The following is a 13,132-nucleotide window of genomic DNA, read 5'->3' on the forward strand; positions in this document are numbered from 1 at the left end:
TGGGCACTCCCCCTGTGCGGACCCTCGACCTGCGGGTCCGGGAGGCTGTGGAGCACGTACGGGCGACACCCCTGATCAGCCGCCTTTACGGCGCTCTTAACCTACGGCATCGTAACCTACGGAAACGTAGCCTACGGAAACGTAGCCTACGATGCCGTAGGTTACTGCTCACCGCTCGTACGCATGTCCCCCTGGAGAGTCCATGACGATCACCACTCCCCACCTCGGTAGCCCCGCCGGCGCCTGGACCGACGCTCAGCTGCTGTACGCCCTGGAGGAAGTGGTCGAGAAGGAACTCAACCGGCATCTGCAGGTCGCCAAGGACTGGATGCCGCACGAGTACGTGCCCTGGAGCGACGGGCGCAACTTCCCCGGCCTTTTCGAGGACGGCGAGGCCTGGGACAAGGAGCAGTCCAAGGTCACCGAGATCGGCCGCATCGCGCTCGTCGTGAACCTGCTGACCGAGGACAACCTGCCCAGCTACCACCACGAGATCGCCTCGCTCTTCGGCCGCGACGGCGCCTGGGGCACCTGGGTGCACCGCTGGACGGCCGAGGAGGGCCGGCACGGCATCGTGATGCGGGACTACCTGCTCACCTCGCGCGCGGTCGACCCGGACAAGCTGGAGCAGTTCCGCATGTCGCACATGAGCGAGGGCTTCGAGTCGGACAACCGGCACTCGATGCTGCACTCGATCGCCTACGTCGCCTTCCAGGAGCTGGCCACCCGCATCTCGCACCGCAACACCGGCCACCAGTCCGGCGACCCGGTCTGCGACCGCATGCTGGCCCGCATCGCGACCGACGAGAACCTGCACATGGTCTTCTACCGCAACCTCCTCAAGGCGGCGTTCGAGCTCGCGCCCGACCTGACCATGCAGGCCGTGCGGGACGTGGTCGTGAACTTCCGGATGCCCGGCCACGGCATCCCCGGGTTCGAGCGCGCCGCGGCCCAGATGGCGATCGGCGAGGTCTACAACATGCGCATCCACCACGACGATGTGCTCCAGCCCGTGCTGCGCTTCCTGAAGGTGCTGGACATCGACGGCCTGGGCGCCGAGGGCCGCAAGGCGCAGGAGGAACTCGGCCTGTTCATGGGCGGCCTGGACGCCGAGGCGTCGAAGTTCGACGAGAAGCTGGCCGCGCGCAAGGCCCGCATGGCGGCCCGGGCCGGCGCCTGACGGCCGACCCGGCACATCCGGTCCCACGGACTGCGAGGCCCCGACCGCCACGAGCGGCCGGGGTCTCCTCGGCGTTTCAGCGCCCTGCTCCCCGGCAGGCCGCCACCCGCGCGACGCGCGATGGCCTGCGGACGATGCGGCACACGGCTACCGCGACGTACGCCGCAGCTCCAGCCGCTCCTTCTCCGACAGACCGCCCCAGACACCAAAGCGCTCGTCGTTGTCCATCGCGTACTCCAGGCAGGCGTCACGGATCGGGCACATGCCGCAGATCCGCTTCGCCTCCCGCACCGAGCTGCCGGGCTCGGGGAAGAAGAAGTCCGCCCCGGTCTGCGCGCACAACGCCTCCTGCTGCCAGGCGAGTTCGGGCGAGATCATGGTGTCGATGTGCATGGTCAGAAGCGTTCCGGACGGCGAAAAACGTTCGATCAACGCGGGATCAACACCGCACTGACGGGCCTCCGGCCACCTTGATGGTCGCCCGCCGGACGGGCCGACGCACGGCGGCGCGCGGAAACCCGGCATCACGCCCTGACGGCGCTCCGGCGGCGCTTGTCAGTGGGCGGTGCGAGACTCGGCAGAGCAGACGAACGGGCTCCAGCGCGAGGAGGGCGACGATGCTCACCACCCGTTATGTGACCGGCGCTCCGAACTGGATCGATCTCGGCACACCCGACATCGAGGGCGCCGCCTCCTTCTACGGCGACCTGTTCGACTGGGAGTTCCAGCCCGGCGGACCCGAGGTCGGGGGCTACGGCCTCTTCCAGCTGGGCGGCAGAACCACCGCCGGTGGCATGCAGACCACCCCGGAGCAGGGCCCGCCCTCCTGGACGGTGTACTTCCAGGCCCCGGACGCGGACGCCACGGCGCGGGCGGCCGGGCAAGCGCGCGGGTCGGTGCGGATGCAGCCCATGGACGTGCAGGACCTGGGCCGCATGGCGATCCTCGCCGACCAGGCGGGGGTGCCTTTCGGCCTCTGGCAGCCGGGCCGCAACAAGGGCCTGGACGTCGTCCAGGAGCCCGGCTCTCTGTGCTGGCTCGAGCTGTACACGGCGGACGTCCCGGCCGCTGCCACCTTCTACCGCTCCGTGCTCGGCCTGGAGACCTTCGGCGTCGACTTCCCCGGCGGTACCTACACCACCTTCGCCCCGGCCGGAGAGGGCGAGGACGCCATGTTCGGCGGCGTCGTCCCGCTGGCCGGCGACCCGGCCGAGGAGGAGGCGCACTGGCTGCCGTACTTCGAGGTCGCCGACACGGACGCCACCGTCGCCCGGGCCCGGGAACGGGGCGGCACGGTCCGCATGCCCGCCACGGACCTGCCGGGCGTGGGCCGCATCGCCAAGCTCACGGACCCGTACGGGGCGCGTTTCGCGGTGATCCGCAGCGTGCCCCAGCCGGGCTGAGGCACGCCCGCCGGATTACACGGACGCCCGCCGGCCTACGCGGACGCCCTCCGCACCAGCGTCGTAGGCAGGACCACACTGGAGGGCGTGCCGCCCACGCCCTCCTGCGGAGTGCCGCGGTCGAGCCCCCGCAGCAGCAGTCGGGCCATCAGGCGGCCCATCTCCTCGATGTCCTGACGGACCGTCGTGAGGGGCGGATCGGTCTGTTCCGCGACGGGCAGCATGTCGTCGAAGCCGATCACGGCGACGTCGTCGGGGACACGGCGTCCGGTCTCGCGCAGGACGCGCAGCGCCCCCGAGGCCGTGAGGTCGTTGGCGGCGAACACCGCGTCCACGTCCGGGCAGCGGTCGAGGAGCTCGCGCATCGCCCGCTCGCCGCCGGCCGGGGTGAAGTCGGCCTCGGCGATCAGCCGCGGGTCGGCGTCCACCATGACGTCCCGGTAGCCGTCGAGCCGGTCGACGGCGGACGTCTGGTCGAGGGCGCCGGTGATGTGCGCGATACGGGTGCGGCCGAGGCCGGCCAGGTGGCGGACGGCGTCGCGGGCACCGCCGCGGTTGTCGCTGTCGACGTACACCACGCCGCGCCGGTCTCCGCTCCAGCCGGGACGCCCGCCGAAGACGGTGGGGACGCCGGCCCGCTGGATCAGCTCCGGCAGCGGGTCGTCGAGGTGCAGGGAGAAGACGAGGGCCCCGTCGACATGCCCGCCGGCGAGGTACCGGCCGACCCGGGCGTGGTCGTCCCGGCCCTCCGTGAGCAGCAGCACGAGCTGGTTGTCGTGGGCCGTGAGTTCCTTGCTGATGCCGCGCAGCTGGAGCGCGAAGAACGGGTCGGCGAACACGCGGGTCTCCGGTTCGGCGACGACGACCGCGATCGCGTCGTGCCGCCGGGTCACCAGGCTGCGGGCCGCCTGGTTGGGCACGTACCCGAGCTCCTCCACCGCCTTGCGGACCCGCTCGACGAGGATGTCCCTGACCCCGTCACCGCCGTTGACCACGCGCGAGACGGTCGCCCGCGAGACACCGGCCCGGGCGGCCACGGCCTCCAGGGTGGGACGCGGCGCTGTGTCGGTCACTTCGGGGCTCCTCACCTGCGGTTGCGGATCAGGATAGCCCCGGTGGCGGAGTGTGGTGAGAGCGCTCTCCAGCTGACCGGAGAGCGCCCGGGCTCACGCGCCCGTCAGTGTTCGTGGCCGCCCCCCGGCGGCTCCTTGCCGTGCTCGTGCGGGTCGTAGCCGGGAATCGTCCCGTCCGGCTTCTTCACCAGGAACAGGCCGACCATCCCCATGTCGGAGTGGCTCTGCACGTGGCAGTGGTACATCCAGGCGCCGGCGCCGACCCCCTCCCCCGCGATGACCTGGAAGCCGAACGAGTCGGCCGGGCCCGTGATCTTGTTGTCGATGACCTGACTGGGGTCGTCGGGGCCGGTCAGCATGCCGGTGCGGTTGTCCGCCCAGCGGTGACCGTGCATATGGAACGTGTGGTAGAACTCGCCGTGCGTGATCACGACGAACTCGACGCGATCCCCCACCGTGGCCTCGAAGTCGGGCCCGGAGTGCGGCGGCCTGTTGTTGATGAGCATGTCGTTGAACACGACCGTGTGCGTGCGGTCCGGCAGGACGTCACCCTTGCGCCGGACGATGACCGGGCCGTACAGGCCCTTCTGGAGTCCCTGCGTGCCGTGGTCCGTGCCGACGACGTGGTCGTGGTAGTGCCAGTAACCCGCGCTGCCCGCCCGCCAGGTGCCGTCCTTGCGGCGGCCGGGGGCGTGGGTGCGCCAGGTGTAGGTGCGGGTGCCGCCCGGCTCGACATGGCTGCGGTTCAGCTTGGTGCCGTCGCTGGTGATCTCGTAGTCCAGGCCGTGGACGTGCAGGCTCACCGCCACGTCCATGGTGTTCTCGAACTCGATGTGCAGCGTGTCGCCCTCGTTGAGCTCGATCAGCGGGCCGGGGACGGTCGCCTTGCCCTTCTCCAGGCCGTAGCCCATCTGTCCGTCGGCGAGCTTCTCCGCGTACAGCTTGATGCGTCTCACCTCACCTCCGGCCGGTGCCGTCTTCGCCGGTCCGGTCGCGCTGGTGGCCTCCGGCGCCACGGACAACGATGTCGCGACGGCCGCGCTCCCCAGCAGGACCCGCCGGTTGAAGCTGCGTCTGTCCATGCGGAACTCCCCACCCTGGTAAGGCCTTTACGGAGACGTACCTGTGATGAACCTGTGAGACGGTACCGGCCACGCTCCCGTTTATCCACGCTCGAGACAAAGTTGGGGCCATCACGGCCATAGGTATTGGCGAGCCGTGCAAAGGGGTTTAGCTTCCTTGGCGGTGTTGCTGTGACCGAGGAGGTGCCCATGCACTTACGAGGGTTGAGCAAGGGAAGACGTGTCCGGGCGGCCTCCTTGGCCGCCGGAATCGTGACCGCAGGACTGCTGTCGGGGCCCGCCAACGCGGGCCCGTATCCCGAACCCGCGCCGACAACGATGTCGATCAAGTCGCCGCCGGGCGGCGCGAATGTACGGGTGCTGATCTTCCACGGCTCCGCGGCGGCCGGGCAGGAGTCGCCGGTCGTGAACGCCGGGATCGAGGCCATCGAGGACATCGGGCTGTCGGGACCGGCGAACCGGCGTTTCAAGGTCCAGGCCACCGACGACGCCTCGGTGTTCACCGACGGGACGAAACTCGGCCGCTTCAACGCGATCGTGTTCCTGACCGGCGGGGGCGACGTCCTCGACGCGGAGCAGGAGGCTGGACTGGAGGCCTACATGGAGGCCGGCGGCGGTTTCGTCGGCGTCCATGACGCGGCGCGCGCGGAGCCGTACTCGGACTGGTTCACCGGACTGGTGGGCGCCCGCCCGGCCGCGTCGAGCCCCGCGGCCGTGCAGCGTGCGACCGTCGAGGTCGGCGACCGCCGGCACCCGGCCACCAAGGACGTGCCGGTGCAGTGGAAGCGCCCCGACAAGTGGCTGAACTGGGTCAGGAACCCGTCGGGTGACGTCCATACGGTGGCCCGGGTCCGGGAGTCGACCTACCAGCCCGGTGCAAGTGCCAACGGCTGGGACCATCCCGTCAGTTGGTGCCGTGACTACGACGGCGGCCGCTCCTTCTACACCGGCATGGGCGGCACGGTCTCGTCGTACGACGAGACCGACTTCCGGGCCCATCTGCGGGGCGCGCTGATGTGGACGACCCGGCTGGAGCAGGCCGACTGCAGGGCGACCATCAACGCCAACTACGCGGCGGAGCGGCTGACCAAGCCCAACCAGCCGGGGCGCAACGACCAGATCGGCGAGCCGCACGGGCTGGTCACCGCGCCCGACGGCCGGGTGTTCTACATCGGCCGGGGCGGCGCCGACTCCTCGCAGCCCGTGGTCACCGACTGGAACAACCCCGGCATCGGCAAGGGCAAGGGCGAGATCCACGTCTACGACCCGAAGACCAAGCAGGTCACGCTCGCCGGAGCGCTCACCGTCTTCGGCAACAAGGGCGGCGGCGACGAACTGGTCAAGGTCGAGGAGGGGCTGCTCGGTATCGAGCTGGACCCGGGGTTCGAGCAGAACGGCTGGGTGTACCTGCACTACACGCCCCACTCGCAGATCAACCGCGACACGCGGATGGCCGAGCGGCGGGTCTCCCGCTTCACGCTCGACCAGGCCACGAACAAAATGGACCTGAGCAGCGAGAAGGTGCTGCTGGAGTGGCCGGTGCAGATCCACAGTTGCTGCCACTCGGGCGGCGGGATGGCCTGGGACTCCAAGGGCAACCTGTACATCGCCACCGGTGACAACAACTCCAGTAACTTCAGCGGCGGCTACTCGGGCAACAACCCGCAGCCGAACTACAAGGGCGTCTCCTTCGCGGACGCGCGCCGCACGGCCGGCAACACCAACAACCTCAACGGCAAGATCCTGCGCGTCCACCCGGAGCCGGACGGGACGTACACGCTCCCCGAGGGCAACCTCTTCACCGGGAAGGAGACCGACGAGGGCGGCGGCAAGACGCGCGGCGAGATCTATGTGATGGGGGTCAGGAACCCCGCCCGTATCTTCGTCGACAAGTCGACCGACGTGCTCTACGCGGGCTGGGTCGGCCCGGACGCGAGCGCGCCCTCGACGACCTGGGGTCCGGCCAAGTACGACACGTTCGCCGCCATCACCAAGGCGGGCAACCGTGGCTGGCCGTACTGCATGGGCAACAAGCAGCCCTACCGGGACCGCAATCTGCCGGACCCGTCCCAGCCGCTCGGCTGGTACGACTGCGACCACCCGAAGAACGAGTCGCCGAACAACGACGGTCTGGTCAACCTGCCGCCGGTCACCGGCAACAACATCTGGTACTCACCGCAGGGCGGCGCGCCGGACTACCCGCGGGACGCAAGCGGTGTCCCGTCGTACAAGCCGGAGGAGGCGACGTACCGGCTGCCCTGGCTGAAGGGCGGCGGGCAGGCCGCGATGAACGGGCCGGTCTACCGGTACGGCACGGCCGCGGCGGACAGTGCAGTCAAGTGGCCCGCGTACTGGGACGGCAAGTGGTTCGTCGGTGACTTCTACGACGCCGACCAGCCGCGCAACGCGGTGCTCATGGACCCGAAGACGCAAGGAGACGGCGGTCTGCCGGTGCACTCGGAGTCGCTGAAGAAGATCGTGCCGATCGGCAACGACGGCATCAAGAACCTCATGGACTGGAAGTTCGGTCCGGACGGCGCGCTGTACGTCCTCGACTACGGCCGCGGCTTCTTCACCTCGGACTCCAAGTCCGCCCTGTGGCGGGTCACCTACAAGGGCGGCGGGCCGACCCCGGCCGCCGGCCGGCTGGCGAGGGGGACCGAGTGATCCGGCAACGAAGAATCTGGGCCGCCCTGCTGGCCGCCCTGCTCGTGATGCTCGGCGCGCAGGCGATGCCCGCCGCCGGGCAGACGGAGGCGCCGGCCGCCGAACAGGTGCTCACCTGGACTGCCGGCAACGACATCGACAAGTACCTCTCGGCGCCGAAGACGGCGGTCGCCGGCGCGGCGACGATCGTGTTCGAGAACAGCGTGGCCACCGGCAACACCACGGGCATGCCGCACACGCTGACGTTCGTGACCAGTGATCCCGAGTTCAACAACGATGTGCAGCTCAACATCCTGGCCAATCCGAACGACGCCCAGGGCGGCAAGCACACCGCCCAGGTCACGCTCACGCCCGGCCGGTACTTCTACCACTGCACGATCCCCGGCCACGGCCAGATGCAGGGCATCCTCGTGGTGACCGAGGGCACGGGCGAGGACACGACCGCGCCCGAGGCGTCGGCGCACGTGAGCGGGACGCAGAACACGCAGGGCGAGTACGTCGGTTCGGCGAGCGTGACGCTCCACGCCACCGACGAGGGCGGCTCCGGCGTCGGGAGGATCGAGTACGCGATCGGCGACGCGGGCGCCTGGCAGCCGTACACGGCGCCGGTCGTCGTCGACCAGGTCGGCGCCCATGAGGTCCGCTACCGCGCGTTCGACAAGGCGGGCAACGTCTCCGCCGAGAAGAGCGTGCAGTTCACGGTCGTGGCGCCGCAGTCGGACGACACGACCGCGCCGGAGACCTCGGCGACGGTGAGCGGCGAGCGCGACGCCGACGGGGCGTACATCGACATGGCGACGGTCACCGTCTCCGCGTCCGACACGGGCTCCGGGGTCAACACGATCGAGTACGCGGTCGGCTCCGGCGCCTGGCAGCCGTACACGGCGCCCGTGATGGTGCACGAGGCGGGCGCGCACACCGTCCGCTACCGCGCCACCGACAAGGCGGGCAACGTGGCGGCCGAGAAGAGCGTGCGGTTCACGGTCGTCGCGGCGCCGCCGCAGGACACGACCCCGCCGGTGACAGGCGTGACCGTGGAGGGCACGAAGAACTCCGACGGAGCGTACGTCAACAGCGCCCGGGTGACCGTCACGGCGACCGACGCGCACGGCTCGGGCGTCGAGAAGATCGAATACTCGCTGGACGGCGGGCCGTACCTGGCGTACACGGCTCCGGTCGTGGTCGACCGGGCGGGCGCGCACACCGCGGCGTACCGGGCGACCGACAAGGCGGGCAACACCTCGGCGGCGCTCACCGTGACCTTCACGGTGGTGTCCGGGCACGTCCCGGCGCCCGACTGCCCGGAGTACGACGAGCGGCTGACGGTGATCGTCGGCACGGTCGACTCGGGCGTGCGCAACCGGGTCACCGACAACCGCTGCCGGATCGACGAGCTGATCGAGGACGAGAAGGAGTGGACGTCCCAGGCGCTGTTCCTGAAGCACGTGACGTCCGTCCTCGACGCGCTGCTGAAGGAGGGCGTGATCGACCAACGCGAGTACAACGCCATCCGCAAGGCGGCCCGCCAGTCCGGCATCGGCAAGCCGGGGCAGACCGAGGGCTACCGGGCGATCTTCGACGGCAGCACGGAGTCCTTCGGCAAGTGGCAGCAGGTGGGCGGCGGTTCGTTCGGGCTGAACCCGGACGGGACGATCACCTCCAGCACCACCACACCGGGCATGGGCATGCTCTGGTTCCCGCAGCGCAAGTACGGCGACTTCTCGCTGCGGCTCCAGTGGCGTGACGACGCTCCCGGCACCGGCAACGCCAACTCGGGCGTCTTCGTGCGCTTCCCGTGGGTCCACGACCACCCGGAGGAGTCCCGCCCGGAGTGGGTCGCCATCAAGTACGGGCACGAGGTGCAGGTGCTCGACCGGCCCGACGGCGACATGTACAAGACGGGGTCGGTCTACGGCTTCGACCGCGTGGGGCTGGCCGGCGCGGGCGTGACGCAGAAGGGCACCTGGAACGACTACGAGATCCGTGTGGTCGGCCAGCACTACTCGGTGTACCGCAACGGCGTGCTGATCAACGAGTTCGACAACACCGGCGGCCAGGAGTTCACCCCGCCCCGCTCGGACGACCCGGGCACGGACGGACGGCGGTTCGCCTCCGGCTACATCGGCCTCCAGGTGCACGGCACCACGGACGTGGTCTCGTACCGCGACATCCGGATCAAGGAGTTGTAGGCCCGCCGGGCGTCTTCCTGGCCCTGCTCGGCTGTACCCGCCTCGGTTCCCCCGGCATCTTGGGATACTCGGGCGGGTACGGCAGGTCTCCCAGCCCGTGGTCGTGTTCGTCGCGGCGGGCGAGGTCGAGCAGGGCCTCCAGGGAGTAGCGGTGGTTGTCCATGTCCGCGTGCACGTCGCCGAGTTCGGCGAAGCGCGCGGGCATCGTCGCGAGGTCGAAGTCCCGGGGGTGCGCGACCCCCACCTCGTCCCAGCGCAGGGGGGCGGAGACGGGGGCGTGCGGGCGGGGCCGTACGGAGTAGGCGGAGGCGATCGTGCGGTCGCGCGCCGTCTGGTTGTAGTCCAGGAAGATGCGCTTGCCCCGCTCCTCCTTCCACCACTTGATGGTCACCTGCTCCGGCATCCGCCGCTCCACCTCCCGGCCGACGGCGATGGCGGCGCGCCGGACCTGGGTGAAGGTCCAGCGGGGTTCGATGGGCACGAAGACGTGCAGGCCCCGGCCGCCGGAGGTCTTGGGGAAGCCGCGCAGTCCGCCGAACTCGTCGAGTACCGCCCGCAGTTCGTGGGCGGCGCGGACGGCGTCCTCGTAGTCGGTGCCGGGCTGCGGGTCGAGGTCGATGCGGAGTTCGTCCGGGCGGTCGACGTCGTCCCGGCGTACCGGCCAGGGGTGGAAGGTGAGGGTGCCGAACTGGGCGGCCCACACCACGGCACCGACCTCGGTGGGGCACATCTCGTCGGCGCTGCGGCCGCTGGGGAAGGTGATGTGCGCGGTCGGGATCCAGTCGGGCATGTTCTTCGGGGCCCGCTTCTGGAAGAAATTCTCGCCGTTCACGCCCTCGGGGTAGCGCTCCAGGGTGGTGGGCCGGTCGCGCAGGGCGCGCAGGATGCCGGGGCCGACGGCCAGGTAGTAGCGGGCGAGGTCCAGCTTGGTGAAACCGCGCTCGGGGAAGAAGACCTTGTCCGGGCTGGACAGCCGTACGGTCCGGCCGCCGACCTCCAGTTCCACCGCGTCACCCATGCGAGCCACGGTAGGCCTGCCCCGCACACCTCGCACATCGGGCGCTCTTTGGCATATGGGCGCAGAATCGGACCATGGATCTGCCGGTGATGCCCCCTGTGCTGCCGATGCTCGCCAAGTCCGTGGCGGCGATCCCGGCGGGCATGCAGTACGAGGCGAAGTGGGACGGGTTCCGGGCGATCGTCTTCCGCGACGGGGACGAGGTCGAGCTCGGTAGCCGTACCGGGAAGCCTCTGACCAGGTATTTTCCCGAGCTGGTGACGGCCGCGCGGGAGCGGTTGCCCAAGCGCTCGGTGGTGGACGGGGAGATCGTGATCGCACGGGAGGGGCGGCTGGACTTCGATGCACTGACGGAGCGGATCCACCCGGCGGACTCGCGGGTGCGGATGCTGGCCGAGCGGACACCGGCCTCGTTCGTCGCCTTCGATCTGCTGGCGCTGGGGGACGAGTCGGTGATGGACGTCCCGCTGACCGACCGGCGGGAGCTGCTGGCCGGGGAGCTGTCGGGGGTGACGGCGCCGGTGCACCTGGCTCCCGCGACCACCGACATCGAGGTGGCGCGGAACTGGTTCGAGCAGTACGAGGGGGCGGGTCTGGACGGGGTCATCGCCAAACCGCTGACCGTGCGCTACCGGCCGGACGAGCGCGCCATGTTCAAGATCAAGCACGAGCGTACGGCGGACGTGGTCGTCGCCGGATACCGCCTGCACAAGAGCGGCCCCGTGGTGGGCTCGCTGCTGCTCGGCCTGTACGACGACCGGGGCACGCTCCAGCACGTGGGCGTGTCCGCCGCGTTCCCGATGAAGCGGCGCGCCGAGCTGGTGGAGGAGCTGGAGGCGCTGCGCATGGACGATGTCCAGGGGCATCCGTGGGCGGCCTGGTCCGACGAGGCGGCGCACGAGAAGGCCCGTCTGCCCGGGGCACCGAGCCGCTGGTCGGGCCGCAAGGACCTGTCGTGGGTGCCGCTGAGGCCGGAGCGGGTGGCCGAGGTGGCGTACGACCACATGGAGAACGGGCAGCGCTTCCGCCACACCGCCCGCTTCCGCCGCTGGCGCCCGGACCGGACTCCGGAGAGCTGCACGTACGCGCAGCTTCAGGAGCCGGTCCGCTATGACCTGGCGGAGATCTTCGGGGCCTGAAGACTCAGGGGCTGCTCGAAGACTCAGAGGCCGCTCAGGGGCTCAGGGCTGCATCAGCACCTTGACCGCGCCGTCCTGTTTGCGCTGGAACATCTCGTACGCGTGCGGCGCCTCCGACAGCGGCACGCGGTGGGTGGCGAAGTCCTCGACGCCGAGCGGGTCCTCGTCGGTCAGGTACGGGATGATGTCGTCGCTCCAGCGGCGGACGTTGGCCTGGCCCATCCGCATCTGGATCTGCTTGTCGAACAGGGTGAGCATCGGCATCGGGTCGGCCATGCCGCCGTACACGCCGGACAGCGAGATGGTGCCGCCGCGCCGCACCAGGTCGATGGCGGTGTAGAGGGCGGCGAGGCGGTCGACGCTGAAGCGTTCGGCGAGCGGGCCGCCCAGCTTGCGGGGCAGCATCGCCGAGGCCTGCTGGGCGAGCTTGGCCGCCGCGCTGCCGTGGGCCTCGGTGCCGACCGCGTCGATCACGGCGTCGGGGCCACGGCCGTCGGTCTCGTCGCGGATCGCGGCGACGAGTTCCTTCTCGTTGTCGAAGGACCTGAGGTCGTACGTCTCCACACCGCGCGAGCGCGCCCGGTCCAGCCGCTCCGGGACCAGGTCCACGCCGAACACCCGCCCGGCACCCCGCACCTGGGCGACGCGGCAGGCCATGTCGCCGATGGGGCCGAGGCCGAGCACGGCGATGCTGCCGCCCTGCGGGACGTCGGCGTAGGCGACCGCCTGCCAGGCGGTGGGCAGGACGTCGGAGAGGTAGACGAAACGGTCGTCGGGCGGACCTTCCGGCACCTTGATCGGGCCGTACTGCGCCTGCGGGACGCGCAGGTACTCGGCCTGGGCGCCCGGTACCGCGCCGTACAGACGGGTGTAGCCGAACAGGGCGGCGCCCATACCCTCGCTGTGCACCTGGGTGGTCTCGCACTGGGTGGGCAGGCCGGTGAGGCACATCCAGCAGTTGCCGCAGGCGATCTGGAACGGCACCACGACCCGGTCCCCGGCCTGGAGGTCGGGGACGCCGGCGCCGACCTCCTCGACGATGCCGATGGGTTCGTGGCCGAGGATGTCGCCGGGGGTCATGAACGGCGTGAGCACTTCGTACAGGTGCAGGTCGGACCCGCAGAGCCCGGTGGAGGTGACGCGGATGACCGCGTCCGTCGGCTCCTGGATCTCCGGATCGGGCACGTTCTCCACCCGGACGTCCCGCTTGCCCTGCCAGGTCACTGCCCTCATCGCCTCGCGCTCCCTCCGTCAGCTTGCGCGTCGGTGGTCCGGCCAGGCCCGGGTACCCGGGCGTCCCGCGCTGAACCTTGAGCCGATCGGCGGCCGAAGCGAAGATCATCCGTCAAAGACGATCGAATATAGCTACTAATGGGAATAT

At 70.3% G+C, this 13,132-nt stretch carries 10 protein-coding genes; 5 read left to right on the plus strand and 5 right to left on the minus strand.

From position 1 onward, the window contains the following. The first annotated feature begins 202 nt into the window (after positions 1–202). Positions 203–1,180: an acyl-ACP desaturase gene (locus AOQ53_RS06230; protein ID WP_059415691.1), complete on the plus strand. Its 978-nt coding sequence runs from the start codon at positions 203–205 to the stop codon at positions 1,178–1,180. A gap of 147 nt (positions 1,181–1,327) precedes the next feature. Here the strand turns inward: AOQ53_RS06230 and AOQ53_RS06235 are convergent, their stop codons facing one another. Then, a complete protein-coding gene (locus AOQ53_RS06235) occupies positions 1,328–1,573 on the minus strand; it encodes a WhiB family transcriptional regulator (RefSeq protein ID WP_059415692.1) in 246 nt (81 codons plus the stop codon). A 224-nt stretch (positions 1,574–1,797) separates the two neighbouring features. Here AOQ53_RS06235 and AOQ53_RS06240 point away from each other — a divergent pair, with 224 nt between their 5' ends. Further along, positions 1,798–2,583 (plus strand): VOC family protein, encoded by a 786-nt coding sequence (locus AOQ53_RS06240; protein ID WP_059415693.1) that lies wholly within the window; start codon positions 1,798–1,800, stop codon positions 2,581–2,583. Between the two features lie 35 nt (positions 2,584–2,618). On the opposite strand, the gene AOQ53_RS06245 is transcribed toward AOQ53_RS06240, so the two are convergent. Continuing rightward, the gene (locus tag AOQ53_RS06245; protein WP_059415694.1) at positions 2,619–3,656 is read right to left on the minus strand and encodes a LacI family DNA-binding transcriptional regulator; all 1,038 of its coding nucleotides are present in this window, start codon (positions 3,654–3,656) and stop codon (positions 2,619–2,621) included. Between the two features lie 104 nt (positions 3,657–3,760). Next, on the minus strand, positions 3,761–4,738 hold the full coding sequence (locus AOQ53_RS06250; RefSeq protein ID WP_059415695.1) for a multicopper oxidase domain-containing protein: 978 nt from the start codon (positions 4,736–4,738) through the stop codon (positions 3,761–3,763). 189 nt (positions 4,739–4,927) lie between these two features. Between AOQ53_RS06250 and AOQ53_RS06255 the strand changes: the two genes are divergently transcribed. Both AOQ53_RS06255 and AOQ53_RS06260 read left to right on the plus strand, forming a co-directional pair. Beyond that, the gene (locus tag AOQ53_RS06255) at positions 4,928–7,405 is read left to right on the plus strand and encodes a ThuA domain-containing protein (RefSeq protein ID WP_174523237.1); all 2,478 of its coding nucleotides are present in this window, start codon (positions 4,928–4,930) and stop codon (positions 7,403–7,405) included. Between the two features lie 47 nt (positions 7,406–7,452). After that, entirely contained in the window at positions 7,453–9,594 is a 2,142-nt protein-coding gene (locus tag AOQ53_RS06260) for an OmpL47-type beta-barrel domain-containing protein (RefSeq protein WP_236711611.1), read from the plus strand. Here the strand turns inward: AOQ53_RS06260 and ligD are convergent. After that, on the minus strand, positions 9,581–10,612 hold the full coding sequence (ligD, locus tag AOQ53_RS06265; RefSeq protein ID WP_059415697.1) for a non-homologous end-joining DNA ligase: 1,032 nt from the start codon (positions 10,610–10,612) through the stop codon (positions 9,581–9,583). The genes AOQ53_RS06260 and ligD overlap by 14 nt on opposite strands. A 74-nt stretch (positions 10,613–10,686) precedes the next feature. On the opposite strand from ligD, the gene AOQ53_RS06270 reads away from it, so the two are divergent. Next, positions 10,687–11,751, plus strand: a complete 1,065-nt coding sequence (locus tag AOQ53_RS06270) for an ATP-dependent DNA ligase (protein ID WP_059415699.1) — start codon at positions 10,687–10,689, stop codon at positions 11,749–11,751. Between the two features lie 42 nt (positions 11,752–11,793). On the opposite strand, the gene AOQ53_RS06275 is transcribed toward AOQ53_RS06270, so the two are convergent. Next, complete coding sequence (locus AOQ53_RS06275; protein WP_059415700.1) at positions 11,794–12,984, minus strand: zinc-dependent alcohol dehydrogenase; 1,191 nt, start codon at positions 12,982–12,984, stop codon at positions 11,794–11,796. Between the last annotated feature and the right edge of the window lie 148 nt (positions 12,985–13,132).

The organism is Streptomyces azureus, from assembly GCF_001270025.1.
Lineage (GTDB): Bacteria > Actinomycetota > Actinomycetes > Streptomycetales > Streptomycetaceae > Streptomyces > Streptomyces azureus.